The sequence below is a fragment of the Spiroplasma endosymbiont of Colias croceus genome, from assembly GCF_964020095.1.
In the GTDB taxonomy this organism is placed as follows: domain Bacteria; phylum Bacillota_I; class Bacilli_A; order Mycoplasmatales; family VBWQ01; genus Spiroplasma_E.
The window spans coordinates 1,003,754-1,026,011 of sequence record NZ_OZ026536.1 but is presented as its reverse complement, the minus strand read 5'-3'; the positions used below and the strand labels follow the sequence as shown (position 1 = coordinate 1,026,011).

Below are 22,258 nucleotides of genomic sequence, written 5' to 3'. Positions count from 1 at the left end.
TTTTTTATTGTGATGAAACATTAACGATTCATGTTGGTGTTAAACTAACCATATCAATAACAACTCCATTACCATTATCATAGTCAGAAATTTGTCATATGTATCATTGTGCAATTAATATTGCTGCAACTGCACCAATTATTGGAGCTAATGCTGGTAAGGCAACACCTAGGACAGCAGAGACTGCTCCTATTCCCGAACCAATCGCATTATTTAATTTATGTAATAGACTTCTTGCAAAACCTATCTTTTTTATTTTTAATTTTTAAAATAAAATTAAAAATAAAAAAGATAGGTAATCTATGATGTTTGATAAATTAAAAACTATTAACAATCCAGAATTATTAAGATTAACTGGTATAAATGATATTATTTTTAATAAAATTCTAGAAATTTTAAAGACAGAAGAAGTAAAAAAGTTTAAAAATGGTGGTACACCTAATAAATTATCATTAGAAAATCGTTTATTAATGACTTTAGAATATTGAAGAGAGTATCGAACTTATTTTCATATTGCTAAAAGTTATGGAATTAGTGAAAGTAGTTGCTATAGGAATATCAAGTGAATAGAAAATACTTTAATAAAACATCCTGATTTTCAACAACTTGATGGGCAAAAATCACTGTTAAATAATAATTTTAAAGATAAAACAGTTATCATTGATGTGACTGAAAGTACTATTCAACGCCCAAAAAAAGTCAAAAACAATATTATTCAGGAAAAAAGAAAAAACATACAATAAAAACTCAAGTCATAATTGAAAAAGATAGTAAAAAAATTATAAGTTCTTATTTTTCTTATGGTAAAAATCATGATTTTAAAATTTTAAAAAATTCAAAAACGAAATTTTTATCAGAAACAACTATTTTAGTAGATTTAGGATATCAAGGTATACAAAACATACATAAAAATGTCTTATTACCTAAACGAAAATCAAAGAAAAACCCTTTAACTAAAGAAGAAAAGAAAAATAATAAGGCTATTTCAAAAATGAGAGTTGTTATTGAACATGTTTTTGCGATTCTTAAAAAATTTAAAATTATTAGTGAAAAATATCGAAATAGAAGAAAAAAATTTGCATTAAGATTTAATTTAATAGCTTCAATTTATAATTTACAATTATTAATTTAAATATATTTGATAATTTAATATTTTATTTTTTTATTTGAAATAATAATTTTTGTTGTATTTTAATGACAAAAAATAAAACATATTTTGAACAATAATTTTTAAAAAATATTAAAAGTGTTATTAAAATAAATTTTTAAACTTAAAAAATGTGATTAATATCATAGTTTTGCAAGAAGTCTAATGTATCATGATTTAATCCAATAACATGGTAAGCAAAATAATATTGATAATAGTTTTCGCCACCTGCATATGTTGCTACGTTATTTTTTGTTAGATATTTTCAAACGTTATTTTCAGCAGTAATATTAGATAAATCAACATTACTTACTTTTTTTATATCTTGGTTTAAAATAGTATTAACAGCTTCTGTTTTTTGATTAGTCTTTAAGTTACTACTTAAATTTCCTACAGTTGTACCAAGTGTTAAAACACTTAGGGCAGTAATTAAATTTTTCATTTTAAACACCTTCTTTATATATGTGATAAATTAAAAGGATATTTTGGATTAATAATAGTTTCTATAAATTTTAGGAATGATAATATTAATCCAAAACTTGGAAATATTTTCTATCCATCTTAATTTTAACACTTTAAGTATTAATATAAAAGGCAAGAAAAATTAGTAATATATTAATTAATATATTGTTATAATATTATTTTTAAATTTTGGTAATTTATTAGGATTAGTAATTCCTGAATAATTTGCAAAGTTACTATGTTCTCTTACTTTTTTTACATTTCATGTTGAAAGGTCTTGATCAAATAATTTAGCGCCATAAAACATAAAATTCATATATACTGCATTAGAAGTATTTCAATTTGAAAGGTTTTGATTGAATGAGGTTGCACCATAAAACATAAGACTAAAACGGTTTATATTAGATACATTTCATGTTGAAAGATCTTGATTGAATGAAGTTGCATTTGCAAACATAACAAAAGTACTTTTTACATTAGAAACATTTCAATTAGTAATATTACTATTAAATGAAGTGGCTCCATTAAATGTAAAATTCATATTTGTTATATTGGAAGTATCTCATGTTGAAAGGTCTTGATTGAATAAGGTTGCACCTGTAAACATATTTTTTAAAGATGTGATTTCTGGTGGTAATTTGTCAGGTACTTTTTCAATTGTTCTTGGCATTCTAACAACTTGAATTTCTTCTAATGTATTTTTAAAAAATCCAATTTGAATAATTTCTTTACTATTTATCTTTGATAGGTCTCTTTCACTAGTTGTTATTTGTTTGCCATCTTTGTCAATATAAATTGTGTCTTGTTGAGTTTTATTTTGAATATAGTTAGTTGTAATATCATTTTTTTGTATAGTTGAGTTTAAGAAACTTGTTAAATTTCCTGTGGTTGTTGCAAGTGTTAAAAGACTTACTGCTATTAATAATGTTTTCATTATGAAAACCCCCTTTTTATTTTTTCCAATAACTTCTTAAATTTAAGAAGTTAACTACATTTTAGTGTTTTTAAAAATAAATGCAATTAACTATTTTTGTATATTTGTATTAATAACAAATTATGAAATACTACAATAACTATTATCTTTGTTTATTGAATTTTGTTTATTTTGTGTATCATTAGCATTTATTTTAATAACATCTAATTTGTCATTTACTTTTTCTTTTTTAATATTTTTATTTTTTTCTCTTTCTTTTAATAAATCTTGTGTGTAATATATATTAACTATTTCAGTTATTGATGGCATAATTTTAATTCCCCTTTATTTTAAAATTAAAAATTCAATTACTTTAAAACTAAAGTTAATTATAAACTTATATTATGTAAGTTTATAATTGAATTATATATTTAAAATATATAATTTAAATATATTTTTGTACAAAATTAAAATTTAAATCTAAGTTATTAAACTTATTTCATTAGTTGTTATAATTGAAATATATTTTTTTAATTCTTCTAAGTTATTAATTATATCTTGTGATAAGTTATGTTTATTTAATTTTCAATTTGAATAATGGACATATTCCGTAATTAAATTTAATTAATTGTCAATAAAATTGTTTTAAAACTATTTAGTGTTATTGAATATAGAAATAAATATTTTTTGAAAAAATAGTTTAAAAAATGAGTTTACATTTTAAACAAAAAATTGTTAATAATATTTTTATATTAACTCGATAAAAATTTAAATTTTAAAAAAATATTTTTAATATTTTTTTTATTTTAATGGTTTTATTTTATTAAAAATTTCACAAAGTAAGTTAAATCTTAAGTACATAAGTCTAAATTTAGATTTTCTACATTTATTTACTAAAATTTTGAATCTTTTCAATCAAGCAAAGACATGTTCAACTTTAATTCTAATTTTAGATACAATCTTATTGTATTTTCTTTCTTGTTTAGTTAATTTTTTATTTTTAGTTCTTTTAATTGGTATTATTGTATTTTTATAAATATTTTGTATACCTTGATATCCTAAATCACCAATAATTATTGTTTTTTCTGAAAATTCAAGATTTGAATTTTTTAATATTTGAAAATCATGCACTTTACCATTATCAGCAAAAATATCAACAATTTTTTTATTAAAAAAATCATATACAATTTGAAATTTTATAGAATACATTCAACTTTTACCAGAAAAATATTCTAACTGTAGTTTTTTTTAGTTGGTCTTTCAATTTCAATCTCAGTTGAATCAATTAAATAAAATTGAAATTCATTTGAATTTTCTTGTTTTTTATCAATTTTTAATTTATATCTTTCTTTTAAAAATTGGTAATCTTTGTGGTTACTAAGTTTATTTTCTACTCAAGTAATATTTCGAAAACAACTTGATGGGCTCATTTTAGATTTAATACTCATTTGAAAAAAAGTATAATATTCTTTTCAGTATAATAAAGTCATCATTAATCTTTCTTCTACTGAAAGTTTATTTTTTCGACCTTTATTTTTTTCTAATTTTTCTATTTCAATTAATTTTTCTAACATTTCATTAAAATGAAAACGTTTTATACCAAAATATCTATAAAATTCTTCATTTTTTAATTTTTTTAAATTTTCAAAAATCATTTTTATCAACACTTTTCTAAATTTATTGTTAATAACAAAATTATAAAATAAATTTTAAAATTATTAATTGACTTTTAAAAAATTTAATTACGGAATATGTCTAATGAAATAATTTAAATTTATTATTATCAAATACTGATTTTATTTGTTCATTTTTTACTTTCATTATTTCTAAATTAAAAGGTACACGTTCATTCATATAATTAATATGATATTGATATATATTATCTGGATTACAAGTTGTTATTTTAATTCTTTTTTTAGCATTACCAATAGCAAATGTTATTGCTTGAAATTCTGCTTGACTAAATTCATTTGCTTCTTCTTCTCATTCTATTGCTAAATCAAAACCTTTTATTTCTGCTCTAGAAAGACCTTTTAAAGGTATTCTATCATTACTATTACTATATACACCCATCACTCGTATAAATGATTTATTACCTTTAAATCTAAAATCTGCTTGTTTATTTGGATATTTTAAATTAAAGTCTACATAATCATTAAATCCAGCAGAAATAAATGCTTCATATATTTCTTTAACCATATCATTAATATCTTTATTTAATTTTCTAAATCCATAAATAGCAACTTTTTTATTTAATTTAATTGCTACTGCAAATAATACTGGTAATATCATTGCAACATTAAATGTTTTACTACTATATCGTGATCCACTAAAATTATATTCATCATGTGTAAAATCAGATTCACCTAATAATCAATAAACTATTTCATATATAAATGTAAATTCTTTATTCATAATATTATTCCTGTAATTCTTCTAATTTTAAAAGTTGGCCATATCTTGTAGGGTCACTAACAATAGCGATTGTATCATTTTGCATTTGTAAAGAAATTCTTATTCTCTCATTAACTTTATCTCAATATAATGTTTGAACATCAGTATTCAACTCACCATATAAAAATTCTTTACACATAAAAGCAAATTTCTTATTACTTGATTGATTTTCAAAATTATAATAAATTTTATATTTAGTATTTGATTTAAAAGTATATTTAATATGATTTATATTTATTTTTGTTCCTACTTCTTTTCATTGTGGAATACTTGGAGTTGGTGTATTTTTTAATTCAATATCTCAAATATTTTCTTCTATTTCATTTGTAGTTAAACTACCAGACCTTATTTGTAATTTTGATTTAATATCAACTTTAATAGTATCTTGTAATTCTTCTAATGAAAATATATTCCCATATTGTTTATTTCCTCCAATAATAATTAATTGACTTTTTCTATTAACAGTTCCTAATTTAATAATTAATGAAGCATCTTCATTATCAATTTTACCTTTAACAAGCATATAATCTCCACCTATATGAGTAGAACTAGATTTAAATTCTATTTTTAGTTTTACACTTGTTTGATTAAAAGGTGGTTTATCTCATGTTATAAATGCTCTATAATATTTATTAAAACTAAGAGCAAAATCTTCTCATGTACGATTATCAAGACTTTTACCTATTATTTTTCAATTTTCTTTATCTTGTTTTTTATCAATATTAATTTTATTTTCATTAATAGCACCAACAATAGTTTTATTACTAGTTTCTAAAGTAGGAATTTCTTGACCAATAGCATTCATAGAAAAAGCAATTGGAAATTGTGATTTTGTATCTTCTAATTTTTTATCTACTTCTTCTTTTTTATAATAATCTGATAAATCTGCACTTCCACCAGTAGCACTAATAGTATTAGTTTTTTCATCAATCTTAATATTTTCACCAGCAGTTAATTTATTTTGTTTTTTATCTAATAAAGTATCAACATATACTTTATTTGTAGAATCAGTTTCAAAAGTAGGTGTACCAACATCAATAATTCTTTTATCATTAGCAGAAATACCTTTATCATCTTTTGAATTAATAAAATTAGGATTATCTTTATTAACTTCTCATAATGAATTACCACCAATAGCACTAATAACTTTCTTTTCTTGAGTTTCTTTACCATCAACTAATTTCATAGTATCATTACTAAAATATTTAGTAAATAATTCAAGTGTTGTTAAATTATCTATTGATTTAATACCCCTAGTATCAATATAAAGTACTGAACCCATAATATTTTTTGGATGACTAATAGTAATTTCAGTTCTAGGGTCTGATGATTTTAAATTAAGAGTTTGTAAATAAATTTCTCATGGATTTTGTTCACCACCATTACCCATAAATTTTTTAAATCAATTTTGTTTAGGTGAAACATTAAGATTAAAACCTTGCATAGTTGGATATTCATTTATTTCTTTTAAATAATTAAATACTTGTGGAACAATATAATAAGGTTCTTCTGGATAGTAATACCACCTTGACCAATACTTGCTTGACCACGTGCATATTCAACACCTTTACCTAATAAAAAATTAACATAATGAGTAGTTGCTGTTTGTATATTATCAGTAAATTTTGTTGGATTTATTTCTGGTCATTTTTTTGAAATAGTAAAACCACTTAAAAAATCAATATTACTACTTGCAATTTCTATTGCATATCTAATTTCACTATCTGGTGTTGTAACTTCATCAAATAATGATTTATTAAATCCTTTTCAATTTTTAAATTCTTCAATTGTAATAAACATTAATGGGTCTTTAATAGCCATAATAATTTACTCCTTAATGTAAAATAAAGGGTATTTAAACCCTTTAAATTTTAAATTTAGTTACTTTTTTCTTATCTTTTTCAGATAATTCTTTCTTTTTAGATTTTTGTGCTATTACAAAATTATCTATTTGTTCTTGTTCTACATTAAAACTATCAAGTAATTTAGCAGTTGATGTAGTTTCTAATTGTAATTGAGAATTTATTTGTTTAATATTTGCTTTAATAAATTCTAATTCTTTATTATTTTTTAATTCTTTTGCTAAATTAGATTGTTTTGATTTTTTAATAAATTTTGATAAAAATAATAAAACAATAGTAACAATTACTCCACTAGCAACTGCTCCACTTAATACTGCTGATATTACTGTTGTAGATAAATTCATTTTTTATTCCTCCAATTGTATTTTATTTGAATGTTGTTTACATAAAAGACATTCTTTTTTATGTTTTTTAATTTCTTTATATTGATATATTAAATAAGGACTTGTAATTATTATTGGAATAGCTATTAATAAATATTTAATTAATTTTCCATAATTACCTAATTTAGTTATAAGATTTAATCCAATATGACCAAACATAGGAAATAAAGTTAATATTAAATGGTCAGGTCAAGTAAAATTATATTGATTAGTTTGATTATCAATAATTAAATTAGTTATTGGATGAGTATAATTACCTATTCCCATTGATATTGGTATTTTAGGTATTAATCAAGGTGTTATTGTAAAAAATAATGTTATAAACATACCAAGACTATGACTAGTTATTTTTAAAATATTTGATATTAAAATTTTAATTTTATCTATATGAGTACTATTTTTATTAAATCAAATCTTATTTAATCTTTTATATTCTTTATTATCTTTACTTAATGGATTAATAGTATTTCATATACCAATTGGTTTAATTGGTTTATCTAATTCAATAATAATTACCACCTACTTTCATGTTTTATAAAAATTAGAATTTTGTTTAATTTTTATATATTTTCTTGTATGTAAAGAATTTTTTAATAATTGTTTTCTTTCATATCTTCATTGTGTACTTCCAATTTCATTTTTAGATAAAGTTTTATATTCTTTTAATTTAAAAAAACCTTTTTCTAATCTATTAAGAAAATGCATAGTTTTTTGAACATTAATATTATTTGGATAAATTACACTAGTATCTTGTGAACCATAATATTTACCTTTTTTAGCTAATTCACTTTTAACATATTTTCTTAATTGACTTGGTAATCATTTTCTATTTCAAAATTTTCAAAATATTGTTCCAGCACCAGAACCATTTTTACCTTTTGCTTGTGTCATTAATATTCATATTTCTTGTGGAAATGTTGGATAAGTATATGGACCATATCATATTTGTCTTTTATCATTGGACATATTCCGTAATTAAATTTAATTAATTGTCAATAAAATTGTTTTAAAACTATTTAGTGTTATTGAATATAGAAATAAATATTTTTTGAAAAAATAGTTTAAAAAATGAGTTTACATTTTAAACAAAAAATTGTTAATAATATTTTTATATTAACTCGATAAAAATTTAAATTTTAAAAAAATATTTTTAATATTTTTTTTATTTTAATGGTTTTATTTTATTAAAAATTTCACAAAGTAAGTTAAATCTTAAGTACATAAGTCTAAATTTAGATTTTCTACATTTATTTACTAAAATTTTGAATCTTTTCAATCAAGCAAAGACATGTTCAACTTTAATTCTAATTTTAGATACAATCTTATTGTATTTTCTTTCTTGTTTAGTTAATTTTTTATTTTTAGTTCTTTTAATTGGTATTATTGTATTTTTATAAATATTTTGTATACCTTGATATCCTAAATCACCAATAATTATTGTTTTTTCTGAAAATTCAAGATTTGAATTTTTTAATATTTGAAAATCATGCACTTTACCATTATCAGCAAAAATATCAACAATTTTTTTATTAAAAAAATCATATACAATTTGAAATTTTATAGAATACATTCAACTTTTACCAGAAAAATATTCTAACTGTAGTTTTTTTTAGTTGGTCTTTCAATTTCAATCTCAGTTGAATCAATTAAATAAAATTGAAATTCATTTGAATTTTCTTGTTTTTTATCAATTTTTAATTTATATCTTTCTTTTAAAAATTGGTAATCTTTGTGGTTACTAAGTTTATTTTCTACTCAAGTAATATTTCGAAAACAACTTGATGGGCTCATTTTAGATTTAATACTCATTTGAAAAAAAGTATAATATTCTTTTCAGTATAATAAAGTCATCATTAATCTTTCTTCTACTGAAAGTTTATTTTTTCGACCTTTATTTTTTTCTAATTTTTTTATTTCAATTAATTTTTCTAACATTTCATTAAAATGAAAACGTTTTATACCAAAATATCTATAAAATTCTTCATTTTTTAATTTTTTTAAATTTTCAAAAATCATTTTTATCAACACTTTTCTAAATTTATTGTTAATAACAAAATTATAAAATAAATTTTAAAATTATTAATTGACTTTTAAAAAATTTAATTACGGAATATGTCTATTATCACTTTGAAATAATGTTGTTAAAGTTCCAATTTTTAAATTTTTATTATCAACAATAAATCTACCTTTTTTAAATCCTGAACTTGATAATACTTCTCATGCATTATTTGGTATTTCTTCTTCATTTTCTTTAAATAAATTATCAAATTTATTTACATAATTTTTAACAGTTCTAATTTCTGTTGGTATAATAGAATTTTTAAAACTATTTATTGGATTTTTAAATTTATTAATTTCATTTTGTAATATAGATAATTCACTTGGTTTTAATATACTTGTTAATTTTTTAAGTATATTTGGATTAAAAACACTATATGGTTGATGTATTTCTTTTTCACTAATATTTTCACTATCAAATACTGCTTTTAATGATTGATTTTTATAATAAGTTTTTAAAGCATTTATTAATGCTAATTTAATATCATTACTTACTAAAGCATTATATATTCATTCAATAATTAAAGGATTCATTATAAACTCATGTGATTATAATCTGAATTTAATGAAGCATTATCCTGATTTAATTGTACTTCGCTCATATTATCACTACCATATTGACTAGTTGTCTCACTATTAATTGAAAATCTATTATCATTAATTAATCTTGCAGTTTCATTATTAAATGGTGTTTCTTGCATTTCTTCAATATGATTTGTAGTTTCCATAGGTAGTAAATTATGAATAATTTCAGAAGCACCAGCAATTATGGTAGGTACTGCATAAGCATTATTAAAATCGTTATTAATACCCATTGCTACACCACTACTAATCAAACATCCACCAGTTGCCATATTACAAATTTTTCTTATTGCTTCAAATTTATTAGGTATTAACTCAGTTAATCCACTAATAAGATTTGATATACCATAAGCATTTAAACTAATATATGTATCTCAATCCATTAAATGATTATCAGTGCTATTATTACTAAATAATAAATCATCTGGAAAAGGATTAACTGGTGTTGTACTTGGAAATGGATTAGGAGTTGGATTAGGATTAATATTTATATTAGTAAATTTAGCATAATTAACTAAACCAATTGTTCCTAATCCTAATGCTATTTTTTTAGAACTATTAATTAATTTAGTTTTTGTACTTGGCATTTGATTTAAACTTCATATATCTAAACCTAATTTTTTACCAAATAATAAACTATTAATTGAACCTAATACTGGATTTCCTATAAGTTGACCATAATAAGCGCTTGTACCAATCATTGCTGATAATGGACTAATTGAAGAACGAATTATTTTTAATAAAGTATAATTATTTGATTGTACAATGGTGTCATTTGGCATTTTCATTAACTCCTTTTACATTAGTTTGTTTTTCTATTTTAATTATTACTTTACCTTCACAATGTATATTATCTCCTACACATATAGCATAACTATCATGTACATCACTAACAATAAAATAATCATTTCTTAATTTAGGATATTCATCTAATAAAATTGCTCTAATATCATTACTAGTAGTTAAATCTTCTGGTTTTGGTGAATAAATAGTAATATGTGCTTTTTCATTAAAATATTTATAAATATATTCCATAATTATTTTTTAGAAAATTTTAATTCTATTTCTTCAATATAATCTTTATCATTACCAGTCATAGTAGCACTTATTGATGTAATATTACTAAATGTTGCTTTACCTTTTTCATAACCATTATTACCAGCATTTATTATTGCAGTTTCTAATTCATCATTAGTTGGTGTATCACCAGCCATTTTAATTTTTCCTAAATTTTTAAAATAAATTAAATCATTTAAACTAATTCTAAAATCATCAAAATCAGCAATTTTAAATGTTACTGGTGTTTTTTCTCTTTTTTCTGGAGTTAATTTAATTCAATTAGTTCAACAACGTTTTTGTGCTTCTTTAATTTCATCAACAGTTGGCATTTTTTCCATAATAATAAATGATAATCAACCACGAATTGCTGTTGTTATACCATAAAGTGCTTTACCTAATGTTTTTTGATTTAATGTATTATTATCAATTAAATTTACTATTTTTTGAAAACTATTAGGTTGTGCAAATGCATTTTTATGTACAAAAACTCCTAATACTTTTTTTAAATCAAATGTTTTTTCTAAATGTAAACCAGTTTTAGTATCTTTAACCATATCTTTATTTAAAAACATATGTTTATATAAATACATACCAAATACTGATTGTTTATATAATTGACCACTTGCTACAGTATCAGCAGCAATTTGACCATAATTTAATCTTAAATATGCTTTTGTTAATTGTAACATTGGAGTAAATCCTAATGCACCAATAAAATCACTTACATTTGTACCAATTTCAGTTTCAGTTATATTTCCTAATAATTCATTCATTTTATCACCAATTTGATAAAATGCTGATTTTGCTGTATCTTCTGTCATTTCTAACATATTAATAGGAATTACTTGTGATTTAGCAATACAATAATCTTTAATACCTTGTAAAAAAATACATTCTTGAATAAATAAATAATTTCTTAATGCACTTTCTGCTCATATTGATAACATATTTGCTTTTAATGGAATTGGACTTGACATAAATCTATTCATATCAAAATCTTCAGTTCTTCAATCAATAACTAATATTTGGTCTAAAATAACACTAGTTGTTCTTAATGTTGTTCATTGTTTATTTGTTCCAACTTCAACATCATATTTTGAACCTCAACGTAAACGTTCAGCAATACGATAATATGCTTCTACTGCTCCAGGTATTTCACTTATTTGTTCTGCAACTGCACTTGCTTTTAAAAACATCATACTTTCATCATTATAAAGTATACCTTTTACTTGTGCTTCCATAGCAGTTAACATTGCTTTATTTCCATTATTACCACCAGTAATTAAACCAGTTGGAACTTGTGGAATAGCCATAATATCTCTCCTTTTGAGAAATATTTAATTATTTACTAAATAAAAATTCTAAAAATTTAATCATTTCTTGTTTAGTTTTTGCACCAACAACTTCTGTATTTTTTAATAATTCTTCATTTTTAGATGTAATATTATTATCTAATTCAAAAAGTGTTTTTGGATTAAAAAACTCTTGTTTAGATTCTTCATTTTTAATAATTTCTTGTTTTTTAATTTCTTTATTATGTAAATTATTATTAAATATTTCTGCATAATCTTCTTTTATTTTATTTAAAGCAGAATGTTTATCAAGTTCTTTATATTCAGTATTAATTAATGATTTAACTATTTTTAATTGTTTATCATTAAAACCATTAAATAATTCTTTTTCTTGATATTCATTAACTTTATTTTCATATTCTTTTAATTTTGTTTCATATTCATTTATTTTTGGTTCTAATTCAGTTTTAGTATTTTTATAAACAAAATTTCGGTGTTGTTCTAATAAATTTTCTAATTCTTCATTAGTATAATTTTTATTTTTATCTCAGTTAAAGTTTTCCATATTTAACTCCTAAACTCACAGAATAGCTACTGTTTCCTTAATATTAATTATATCATTTTTATCCTTTAAAATAAAGAAAAAAACCTATATTTATTATAGGTTTCTAATCATTATTTTCTATTTTTCTTGGTTCACAAATATTAATAATTATATTACTTTGTATGTTATTATCTTCTTCATTAATATCAAATTCATTAGGATGAGATTTTAATCAATGAGTATAAATTAACTCTGGTTTTACTAATGCTTTTTCTAACATATGAGTCGAAATAATACTACGTGCTTTATCATAACTTTTTAAAAAATTACGTTGTCATGGATTACTTCTGCGTCGGCAATCAAATATAAATTTTCTATCAATTCCAAGTGCATTATTTAATCCTTGTGGTGTTAATGTTTTATTTTTAGTTCTTAAATAATTACTAATTGTAACATCATAATTTCCTAATTCTTTTCTTTGTTTTGGCATATTATCACCTTTAAATCATTATTATCATTAAATATATTATAACATTTACTACTATTCTTATATATAATCATTTGTAATTAAAAGAAAGGATTAATGCCTATGATTTTACTATCTGAAAAACTTGATAACTATCAACATAAAATAAATCATGAAAAACAAATGTTATTAGATTATGATAATAAAATATTAAAATATGATAATGATTGATTTTTAAATCAATATGATAGAAGTAAATATAAAGTAATAAAACGTAGAAAACATTTAATAAAAAGTGAATTTGGAATATCTTATTTACCATTAAGAACATATAAAAATAAATTAACAAATGAAATTATAACTCCAACAAGAACATATATTGATATTGATAAATATAAAAATTATACAAATTGAGTTAATAAATTAATAATATTAAATGCAGATTTAAATAATATTACATATCCTATAATTAAACATAATTTAAAAATAGATATATCTTTATCAACTATTTGTAGAAGAGTAAAGAAAACTATTATATTTGTACAAGAATTACCACAAGAAAAAATAAAAATATTACCAACTGATTATATTTATATTCAATCAGATGAATCTTATAATAATTTAATTGATAATAAGAAAAAAATAAAATTTAGGCATAGAACAGTAAGTATTAGTACTGGTTTTGATTTAAATAAATCTACTGATAATAGACATGTTTTAGAAAATAAATATATTTTTGTTATTTCAACTAGAAAAGGTCAAAGAATTACTAAAAAAGAATTTGCTAAATCTATAATAACTAATTTAGATAATATTTTTATTGGTTATACTAATGAAAATTTAAAATTAACTGGTGATGGTGCAACTTATCTTAAATCTACTGCTAATTATTTAAAAATTGATTATGCTGTAGATAAATGACATCCATTACAAAAATTAAAACAAGTATTTATTGTAGGAAAAGGTAAAAGAACAAAAGAAAATAATAAAAAATTAAATTATGCTTATTATAAATTATTTTTAAATGGTAATTATTATAAATTATTAGATTATTTAAAAGAAAATAATGCTGATGAAAAAATATATGAATATTTTAAAAATAATAAAAAAGGTATTGAAAATCAAAATGCTATTTGAAATATTGGTTGTAGTGCTGAAAGTGATGTTTATCATTTAATAAAATCAATATCTAATAATAATGCAAAAATTTATTCAAAAGAAGCATTTTTTAATTTATTAAAATTAAAACAAGCAAGAATTAATAAATTAAAAGTGTTTGTTTAAATTTATAAAATTTAATAAATCTAAACCTAAATAGTTAGGAATTTTTATTTTATAAAATTTAATAAAATCTATATTAAGACTTGACATTAACCCTATTTAGGGTTATAATATTTATAACAATTAATAATTTATTTTATCTTTTATTTAAAGAAAATTAAATTATATCCACATTTGAAATACGTTCATAAAAACTCAAGTCATAATTGAAAAAGATAGTAAAAAAATTATAAGTTCTTATTTTTCTTATGGTAAAAATCATGATTTTAAAATTTTAAAAAATTCAAAAACGAAATTTTTATCAGAAACAACTATTTTAGTAGATTTAGGATATCAAGGTATACAAAACATACATAAAAATGTCTTATTACCTAAACGAAAATCAAAGAAAAACCCTTTAACTAAAGAAGAAAAGAAAAATAATAAGGCTATTTCAAAAATGAGAGTTGTTATTGAACATGTTTTTGCGATTCTTAAAAAATTTAAAATTATTAGTGAAAAATATCGAAATAGAAGAAAAAAATTTGCATTAAGATTTAATTTAATAGCTTCAATTTATAATTTACAATTATTAATTTAAATATATTTGATAATTTAATATTTTATTTTTTTATTTGAAATAATAATTTTTGTTGTATTTTAATGACAAAAAATAAAACATATTTTGAACAATAATTTTTAAAAAATATTAAAAGTGTTATTAAAATAAATTTTTAAACTTAAAAAATGTGATTAATATCATAGTTTTGCAAGAAGTCTAATATATAATTTGTTAATTCAAATATTTATTTTTTTATGTTTAATTTATTTTTTCATTATTATTTTAGTGTTAAAATAATATAGTCTTAAAAATAGAGGAGAATATAAATATGAGTTTTGCTGACATTATGTCAAAAAAAGTACAAAAAACATTAGAAAAAAATTTAAGTAAAAAAACTTTAACCATGGAAAATATGGAAGCAACAATTAAAGAATTCAGATTAATTTTGTTAGAGGCTGACGTTAATTTTAGAGTAGTTAAAACTTTAACTAATGAAATTATTAATAAAGCAAAAGGTGAATTTATTAAAGAAGGCTTAGATCAAAAAGAAATGTTAATTAAAATTATTCATGATCAATTAACAAAGATTATGGGTACTAAGAATGTTGAATTAGATTTATCTACTAATCCCACTGTTATTATGATAGTTGGTTTACAAGGTTCTGGTAAAACAACAACAATATCTAAACTAGCAAAGTTGTTAACAGATAAATATCAAAAAAAATGTTTACTAGTTGCAGGAGATATTTATCGTCCAGCTGCTGTTGAACAATTAAAAGTTTTAGGAAAACAATTGAATATTGAAGTTTTTTCCCAAAAAAATGAAACTCCTACTAATATTGTTAAAAATGCTCAAATATATGCTAATAAAAATAAGTTTGATGTAATATTAATTGATACAGCTGGAAGATTACACATTGATGAAAAATTAATGCAAGAACTAGCAGAAATAAGAAAAATTACTTCACCAAAAGAAGTTTTACTTGTTTGTGATGGTATGGCAGGACAAGATATAATTAATGTTGCTATTGAGTTTAATAATACTATTCCTATTACTGGAAGTATAATCACTAAATTAGATGGTACTGCTAAGGGTGGTTCAGCTCTTTCAATTTCTTATTTAACAAAGATTCCTGTTAAGTTCTTAGGAATGGGTGAAAAGGTAAGTGATTTAGAAGTTTTTTATCCAGAAAGAATGGCAGAACGTATTTTAGGAATGGGTGATCTTACTACATTAATGGAGAAGGCCGAAAGTATAGTTTCAACTCGTGATGTTGAAGAAACTATGAATAGAATGATGTTAGGTCAATTTGATTTGAATGACCTTGTTAATCAAATGAAGCAAATTCAAAAAATGGGTAAATTGGGCTCACTTGTAAAAATGATTCCTGGTATGTCTGCTAAAATTAGTGATGCTAAAATTAGTGATGCTGAAACTGATTTAAAAATAGCAGAATATATTATTGCTTCAACAACTGCTCAAGAACGTGAAAAGCCACAAATTTTACGTTATCCAACTAGAAAAGCAAGAGTATTAAAAGGCTCAGGTCGTTCAGAAAAAGAATTAAATAAAGTGCTAAACCAATTTGAAAAAACTAAAAAAGTTATGGATCAAATTGCTGGTCAGATTAAAAAAGGAGAAATGCCAAATATTCCAGGATTAGATAAGTTAATAAAAAGTTAGAAAAATAAAAAAAATTTGTTATTTTTTGTTAATTTGTTAAAATTTATTTAACTCAAGAAATGTATAAAACTTTGATTTCTTGAGTTTTTATAGATATTATTTTATTAAAATTTTTTTAAATTTTCTTCTTTGTTTTTAAAAATTTAATTTATTTTTTAAAGTAAAACTAGATTTTAAAAAGAAAATAGTGTTTAAATAGTGGGTTATTTTAAATTAAAAATATAGCAAAAATTTATTTTTTCTTTTTCAGTTGCTTAATAATATTTAGGGAACAAGATAACTTTGAATTGTGTTTAGTAAACAAATTAAATTCAGTTAGGAGACAATAATTATGAAAGATACGTATACATCTGTTCGATTAGCTCAAAAGCCACAAAATTCTTTTGCTTGCTATCGATGTGGTAGAGTAATTTTGATAGCTGATTACTTAGAAGGAATAAATATTCAAGTTAATTGCAGTCGTTGTGGCTTTAAGAAGCGTGTTAATAGTATAAAGATAGAGAAAATAAACAGTAAACCAAATTCAGCGCTAAATTCTAATGAAATTTCAAAAGAAAAGATAAATGAAATTTTTAATTCCTAAAACTATTAAATTTGTAAAATTACAAATTTGGAGAAGTGTTGGTTTAATTGATTTATTAATTATTTTAATGGTAGTTGGATTTGCTTCAATTATTATTTTATTGTTGCAAATTGATATTATTTTTAAAATATTAGCTGTTATTTTAGTTGGTTGTGCTACTATTCCGCTTACTTTTTATTGACAGCCAAGAAAAAAAGGATGAGAAATTATTTTATTATGATTTAAATTTCATAGTAAAAATCGTTATTATAAATCTGAAAAAAATTCACAAATATTAGTACCATTTAAAAAAATTATTAGTAAGAATGTGATGCAATTAAATGTGAAAAATACAAATTATACTAGAGCTTTATTATTGGAGGGTTTTAATATTACATTATTATCTAATGAAGAAGCCTCAAATAAAATTAAAGATTTAGCTGCAGCTTTTAAAATTATTAATATTTCTATGTCTTTAATAAAGATTGATATGCCTTTAGATATAACTGCGCAAACTAATTTTTATAAAGAACAACTCGAAAAAATTGATTTAGAAAATATTAGTGAAAAAGCAAAATTAGCAAGAAAATTTCAAATGATATCAGCAATTAATGCTAATAATGAAATTCAAAATCAAAATGAAATGACGCAACCATTTTTTTACTTATTTTTTTATTCATCAAATCAAGAAAAATTAAAAGAAGAACTAAATGCTTTTAAAAATTATATCAGTCGTAGTGGTGTTAAAGCTAGTGATATTAATTGTTTTGAAATGATGGTTGTTTATAGTAAATTAATAAATTCTAATGAAAATGCTTCGTTAGAAGAAATGTTTACTACAAAAAAAGAAGAAACTGTTAAAAGTAAAGATTTAACTAATGATTTAGCGATTAAAGAATTATTAGTTCATAAGAATAATTTAGAATTTGCTAATTGTTTTCAAACTGTTTATAACATATATGATTATCCATTTGAAGTTTCAGCAGTCTGATTAGCAAATTTAGTAAATATTCCGAATACTAGTTTAATCTTTACTTTTGATAGTATCAGTGAAGAAAGTGCTAAAAAACAATTGAATAAAGCTATGCAAAATTTAGCAACTTTAAATTTTATGACAAAATCATTATCAGAACGAAGAGATTATGATTATCATTATCAATCATTAAATGAATTATTAGATCAAATTGCTGGTGGTGGTGAAAAAATATTTAATACTAATATGTATTTATTAATTAATGGTGCTGATCGTAAGCAACTTAAGCAAAATATTAGTACTGCCGAATACGAAATAAAAAACAATAATATGAAGTTTGATAAATTATATTATCGTCAATTAGAAGCTTTTTTATCAGTAATGCCAGATAGTGCTGATTGATTTAAAGAAACAGGTCACGAAATGCCATGTTTAACAATAGGTGCTAGTTTTCCTTTTTTAAATCAAGAATTAAATGATAAACAAGGACTGTTTCTTGGATTTAATGAAAGTGGTAATAAAGTATTTTTTGATCAAAGAACTAAAAGTAGTACTCGTAAAAATCATAACCAATTAATTATTGGTACTAGTGGTTCGGGAAAATCTTATACTTCTAAAAAAGAAGTAAATTATCAAATTATGCTTGGTCATAAAGTAATTGTTATTGATCCTGAACGTGAATATCGCGATTTATGTAATTATCATGATGGAAGTTGAATTGATGTTGGTGACGGTTCTTCTGGTAATATTAATCCATTTCAAATTACATTGGCACTGAGTGATGATAATACTAATGATAATAATACTCGTGATATTTTAGCACCACATATGCAATTCTTAGAACAATTTTTAAACGTTGCTACTGGTGGATTAACGAGAAATGAATCAAGTTTATTAATGATTTATGTAAATTTAATGTATGAAAAATTTGGTATTACTTCTCGAACAAAAATTCATTTATTAAAACCAAATCAATTTCCAATTTTTCAAGATTTATATGATATTATTGAATCTGATATGGTTAAAGAAGAAGAGATTAGAAGTAAAAATGAATTAAAAAATTTACTAATTATATTATCAAGATTTGCAACTGGTGGTACTGATGCTAATTTATGAAATGCTCATACTAATATTAATAGCAGTAGTTTATTACAAGTTTATGATTTATATACTTTAACGCAATCAGGGAATAAACGTTTAGTTAACGCTCAAATGTTTTTAATTTTGAAATATATTGAAAATGAAGTACGAAAAAATAAAAATGATAATGAAATTAATAATAAACAACAATGAATTTCAATTACTATTGATGAAGCCCATTTACTTATTGATAAAGAATTTCCAGCAGCATTATTATTTATGTATCAAATTGTTAAGAGAATTCGTAAGTATACAGGTATGATAAATATTATTACACAAAATATTAACGATTTTCTTGGTTCTGAAGAAATTAAAAAATATACTACTGCTATTATTAACTCAAGTCAATATTTAAAAGTATTAAATTTACAACCTCATGATTTAGCGGCATTAAATGAATTGTATTCTTCATATGGTGGCATTTCTGCTAATGAAACTGATTTTATTGCTCGTGCTAAAGTTGGTGAATGTCTTTTTGCTATTTCTAGTTTATATCGTATGTGTTTAAATATTAATGTTAGTGATGCTGAAACACAAGCAATTAAAAATATAAAAAATAACGAAATTGAAAATTAGTATATTTTTATACATTATCGATTTCATCAATAATTGTTAATTTATTTTAAATTAAATATAAAGATACTTTCATATTAATAAAACTTATAAGTTTTATTAATATGATTTTATTTAAATAAAAAATTTTATAAAACAATAAAAAATAAGTTGATAAAATTGAAAATTTTTATTTACTTTATTTTAAAACCAACTATAATTAAAGTGTATCAACATTATTTATAACATATGAATTTGACTGTAAGTCCTAATTTATCTCTTTAAGGAGTAAAATAGGGCTTATTATATTATTAGATAAATTCATGCTTTATAAACAATTTTGATTAGTAAATAATTTTATTTTTTTTATTATTTAAGGAGGAAAAACTTATGATTTTTAATTATCTATCAGATGGACCTGATATAAATAAAATCATTGATGTAGCAAAACCTTATGTTTCGGCAGTTGCAGGATTGCTAATTGCTGCTTTAATTGCATTTAGTGTTTTTAAAATAATTATATTGGGAAAAGATTTAGCGGCTGCTGGTGATGATCCACAACGTAGAAGTGAGATTAAAAAAGCGTTTATGTATACATTAATTGCACCAATTATTGGCATTACTGCATCAGCAATAATAATTGCTCTTGTGCAAGCTTTTGGTGGTAATCCAAATATTCTTCCTAGCTAACTAAAGAAAGTTATATATTAACTTAATATTAAGTTATGAAGAGAAAAGAGATGAAAATATGGATTGACTAACAGATATTATACTAGGAGCTTTATTATTTATACCTTGACTTATTTTCATTCAAGGACCATTATATTTAATTGATATTTTATTGAGATCACCTAATCATTGTCATGGCGGCATATTTGATTATTTAACAACTGATGCGATAACTAATTTAGTTTTTGGAGATTTTACTAAAGATCTACTTAATAGTAAAAATTTACCAGTATTTTTTTCAGCATTAGCAATTGTTTCAATTGGCGTAATACTTATTATGTTTATTATGCAATTAATTATTATTCAATTTACTGAAACACATACAATTAGAGAAAAATTAGGTAAAGCTATAAAAAATACATTTTTAGCTTTTTTAGTAATTGTTTTCATTCCATTTTTTATGAGTACTATAAATTATTTAATAACAGGATTATTGGCAGTTTTACAAATTACAGCTTTAGGAAAAAATGCTAGTTTAGCTGATTTATTATGAGGTATTGGTGCTCCGGATGCTAATGCTGCTCAGCATGATCCTGGTGTTTATTCAATGCCACCTATTTCTCAATTAAAACATTGAAACTTTATTCTTGAAATTATTGCGGTGTGATTTACTTTATATGTATTATTTGTTGCATCAATGACGTTGGTTGAAAGAATTATTGATTTATTACTTTTATTTTCAATATCACCAATTGTTGCTTCTATGATGCCTGTTGATCAAGGAAAAAGATTGGGTGTTTGAAAAGAAATGGTAATAGGTAAGTTTATTATTGGTCCAGGAACGATGTTACCTATTTATATCTTTCTTCAAATATTACCAAAGGCAATATTAGATATTACTAATAATACTAATTTTAGTTGACTTGAAAAACAAGTTTTATATACGTTATTTTGTACAGCCGGTGCTATTAGTTGTTTAAGAACTCAAAAAATTATTAATCACTTAGTAACACAAAACTTAGGTGTACAAAGTGCTATTGATTCTAATGGAGCAGCTATTGCTGGAAATATTATGGGTAAAGCTCGGACTTTTGCTAGCCTTGCAGCAGGTGGTGCTGGTGCATTAAAACTTGGGAAACAAATTGCATTTGGTGGTGCTAAAGATGGAAGAAATCCTGATGGTAGTCAAAAGAAAGCAAATGGACTATTAAAAAATGGTATCACAGGTTATTTAGGTAAAGGTACTAAAGGAGTTGCTAAAGGAATTGGTAAATTTCAAAATTCTCATGATCAAGGTACTAAATGACAAGATACAAAAAATAATTTAAAAAGCCCTTTTGTTGGATTAAATAATATGGCTAAGGGTGCTTTTGTTGAACCTTTTGTAAATTTAAATAACACTAGAAAGAGTGCAAGAAGAGGAGATCCTGATGAATAAAAAAGTAAAATATTAAAATCTTGGAGAAATAATCATGAAATTTAAAAAAACAAAAAATGAATTTAAAAAGAAAAAAAGTTATCGTTGAAGACGTAATGTAACTATTGGTGTTTTATTATTAATAATATCAGGTATTGCTGGTGTTATTTCCCAATATGGGTAAAATATAAATTATTATAAAATATATAAAAAATAA

At 22.1% G+C, this 22,258-nt stretch carries 29 protein-coding genes; 10 read left to right on the top strand and 19 right to left on the bottom strand.

Annotated elements, in window-relative coordinates; genetic code table 4:
• Positions 1-98: 98 nt before the first annotated feature.
• Both AACL24_RS06375 and AACL24_RS06370 read left to right on the top strand, forming a co-directional pair.
• Positions 99-269 carry a hypothetical protein gene (locus AACL24_RS06375; protein ID WP_339046424.1) on the top strand — a complete coding sequence of 57 codons (171 nt, stop codon included), beginning with the start codon at positions 99-101 and terminating at the stop codon, positions 267-269.
• Between the two features lie 33 nt (positions 270-302).
• A protein-coding gene (locus AACL24_RS06370; RefSeq protein WP_339045885.1) for an IS5 family transposase occupies positions 303-1,132 on the top strand; the annotation gives its coding sequence in 2 pieces (ribosomal slippage) (positions 303-699 and positions 699-1,132; 831 coding nt in all).
• 139 nt (positions 1,133-1,271) lie between these two features.
• On the opposite strand, the gene AACL24_RS06365 is transcribed toward AACL24_RS06370, so the two are convergent.
• From AACL24_RS06365 to AACL24_RS06275, 19 genes are all read right to left on the bottom strand, one after another.
• A complete protein-coding gene (locus AACL24_RS06365) occupies positions 1,272-1,589 on the bottom strand; it encodes a hypothetical protein (RefSeq protein ID WP_339046428.1) in 318 nt (105 codons plus the stop codon).
• Positions 1,590-1,766: 177 nt separating this feature from the next.
• Positions 1,767-2,543: a BspA family leucine-rich repeat surface protein gene (locus tag AACL24_RS06360; RefSeq protein ID WP_339046430.1), complete on the bottom strand. Its 777-nt coding sequence runs from the start codon at positions 2,541-2,543 to the stop codon at positions 1,767-1,769.
• Between the two features lie 120 nt (positions 2,544-2,663).
• A complete protein-coding gene (locus AACL24_RS06355; RefSeq protein ID WP_339046432.1) occupies positions 2,664-2,852 on the bottom strand; it encodes a hypothetical protein in 189 nt (62 codons plus the stop codon).
• Positions 2,853-3,323: 471 nt separating this feature from the next.
• Positions 3,324-3,731 carry a transposase family protein gene (locus tag AACL24_RS06350; protein WP_339045908.1) on the bottom strand — a complete coding sequence of 136 codons (408 nt, stop codon included), beginning with the start codon at positions 3,729-3,731 and terminating at the stop codon, positions 3,324-3,326.
• Between the two features lie 23 nt (positions 3,732-3,754).
• Positions 3,755-4,177, bottom strand: a complete 423-nt coding sequence (locus tag AACL24_RS06345) for a transposase family protein (protein WP_339045912.1) — start codon at positions 4,175-4,177, stop codon at positions 3,755-3,757.
• A gap of 100 nt (positions 4,178-4,277) precedes the next feature.
• Positions 4,278-4,937 (bottom strand): hypothetical protein, encoded by a 660-nt coding sequence (locus tag AACL24_RS06340; protein WP_339049212.1) that lies wholly within the window; start codon positions 4,935-4,937, stop codon positions 4,278-4,280.
• Positions 4,938-4,941: 4 nt separating this feature from the next.
• Positions 4,942-6,420 carry a hypothetical protein gene (locus AACL24_RS06335; protein ID WP_339049211.1) on the bottom strand — a complete coding sequence of 493 codons (1,479 nt, stop codon included), beginning with the start codon at positions 6,418-6,420 and terminating at the stop codon, positions 4,942-4,944.
• Positions 6,421-6,443: 23 nt separating this feature from the next.
• Entirely contained in the window at positions 6,444-6,797 is a 354-nt protein-coding gene (locus AACL24_RS06330) for a hypothetical protein (RefSeq protein ID WP_339049210.1), read from the bottom strand.
• Between the two features lie 43 nt (positions 6,798-6,840).
• The gene (locus AACL24_RS06325) at positions 6,841-7,182 is read right to left on the bottom strand and encodes a hypothetical protein (RefSeq protein ID WP_174480417.1); all 342 of its coding nucleotides are present in this window, start codon (positions 7,180-7,182) and stop codon (positions 6,841-6,843) included.
• Positions 7,183-7,185: 3 nt separating this feature from the next.
• Complete coding sequence (locus AACL24_RS06320) at positions 7,186-7,740, bottom strand: hypothetical protein (RefSeq protein ID WP_339049167.1); 555 nt, start codon at positions 7,738-7,740, stop codon at positions 7,186-7,188.
• Positions 7,741-8,187 (bottom strand): hypothetical protein, encoded by a 447-nt coding sequence (locus AACL24_RS06315; protein ID WP_339049209.1) that lies wholly within the window; start codon positions 8,185-8,187, stop codon positions 7,741-7,743.
• Between the two features lie 196 nt (positions 8,188-8,383).
• A complete protein-coding gene (locus AACL24_RS06310; protein ID WP_339045908.1) occupies positions 8,384-8,791 on the bottom strand; it encodes a transposase family protein in 408 nt (135 codons plus the stop codon).
• A gap of 23 nt (positions 8,792-8,814) precedes the next feature.
• Positions 8,815-9,237 carry a transposase family protein gene (locus AACL24_RS06305; RefSeq protein WP_339049208.1) on the bottom strand — a complete coding sequence of 141 codons (423 nt, stop codon included), beginning with the start codon at positions 9,235-9,237 and terminating at the stop codon, positions 8,815-8,817.
• A gap of 87 nt (positions 9,238-9,324) precedes the next feature.
• Entirely contained in the window at positions 9,325-9,813 is a 489-nt protein-coding gene (locus AACL24_RS06300) for a hypothetical protein (protein WP_339049207.1), read from the bottom strand.
• A complete protein-coding gene (locus AACL24_RS06295) occupies positions 9,813-10,643 on the bottom strand; it encodes a hypothetical protein (protein ID WP_339049206.1) in 831 nt (276 codons plus the stop codon). Before AACL24_RS06295 ends, AACL24_RS06300 begins: the two co-directional genes overlap by 1 nt.
• Positions 10,612-10,896 (bottom strand): hypothetical protein, encoded by a 285-nt coding sequence (locus tag AACL24_RS06290; protein ID WP_339046845.1) that lies wholly within the window; start codon positions 10,894-10,896, stop codon positions 10,612-10,614. The genes AACL24_RS06295 and AACL24_RS06290 overlap by 32 nt, the downstream gene beginning before the upstream one ends.
• Before the next feature lie 2 nt (positions 10,897-10,898).
• Positions 10,899-12,233 (bottom strand): hypothetical protein, encoded by a 1,335-nt coding sequence (locus tag AACL24_RS06285; protein ID WP_339049205.1) that lies wholly within the window; start codon positions 12,231-12,233, stop codon positions 10,899-10,901.
• A gap of 28 nt (positions 12,234-12,261) precedes the next feature.
• Complete coding sequence (locus AACL24_RS06280; RefSeq protein WP_339046843.1) at positions 12,262-12,777, bottom strand: hypothetical protein; 516 nt, start codon at positions 12,775-12,777, stop codon at positions 12,262-12,264.
• 103 nt (positions 12,778-12,880) lie between these two features.
• Positions 12,881-13,246 (bottom strand): hypothetical protein, encoded by a 366-nt coding sequence (locus AACL24_RS06275; protein ID WP_339049204.1) that lies wholly within the window; start codon positions 13,244-13,246, stop codon positions 12,881-12,883.
• A 99-nt stretch (positions 13,247-13,345) separates the two neighbouring features.
• Between AACL24_RS06275 and AACL24_RS06270 the strand changes: the two genes are divergently transcribed.
• The 8 genes from AACL24_RS06270 (at position 13,346) to AACL24_RS06235 (ending at position 22,225) form a co-directional block, all read left to right on the top strand.
• Complete coding sequence (locus AACL24_RS06270) at positions 13,346-14,506, top strand: Mbov_0401 family ICE element transposase-like protein (protein WP_339049203.1); 1,161 nt, start codon at positions 13,346-13,348, stop codon at positions 14,504-14,506.
• Positions 14,507-14,660: 154 nt separating this feature from the next.
• On the top strand, positions 14,661-15,083 hold the full coding sequence (locus tag AACL24_RS06265) for a transposase family protein (protein WP_339049401.1): 423 nt from the start codon (positions 14,661-14,663) through the stop codon (positions 15,081-15,083).
• A gap of 289 nt (positions 15,084-15,372) precedes the next feature.
• On the top strand, positions 15,373-16,728 hold the full coding sequence (gene ffh, locus AACL24_RS06260; protein ID WP_339049202.1) for a signal recognition particle protein: 1,356 nt from the start codon (positions 15,373-15,375) through the stop codon (positions 16,726-16,728).
• Positions 16,729-17,059: 331 nt separating this feature from the next.
• Positions 17,060-17,311, top strand: a complete 252-nt coding sequence (locus tag AACL24_RS06255) for a hypothetical protein (RefSeq protein ID WP_174480064.1) — start codon at positions 17,060-17,062, stop codon at positions 17,309-17,311.
• On the top strand, positions 17,292-19,979 hold the full coding sequence (locus tag AACL24_RS06250) for an Mbov_0397 family ICE element conjugal transfer ATPase (RefSeq protein ID WP_339049201.1): 2,688 nt from the start codon (positions 17,292-17,294) through the stop codon (positions 19,977-19,979). The genes AACL24_RS06255 and AACL24_RS06250 overlap by 20 nt, the downstream gene beginning before the upstream one ends.
• Positions 19,980-20,345: 366 nt before the next feature.
• Positions 20,346-20,645, top strand: a complete 300-nt coding sequence (locus AACL24_RS06245; protein WP_339049200.1) for a hypothetical protein — start codon at positions 20,346-20,348, stop codon at positions 20,643-20,645.
• 58 nt (positions 20,646-20,703) lie between these two features.
• Positions 20,704-22,062: an Mbov_0396 family ICE element transmembrane protein gene (locus tag AACL24_RS06240; RefSeq protein ID WP_339049199.1), complete on the top strand. Its 1,359-nt coding sequence runs from the start codon at positions 20,704-20,706 to the stop codon at positions 22,060-22,062.
• 34 nt (positions 22,063-22,096) lie between these two features.
• Positions 22,097-22,225, top strand: a complete 129-nt coding sequence (locus AACL24_RS06235; RefSeq protein WP_256468397.1) for a hypothetical protein — start codon at positions 22,097-22,099, stop codon at positions 22,223-22,225.
• Positions 22,226-22,258 lie beyond the last annotated feature (33 nt).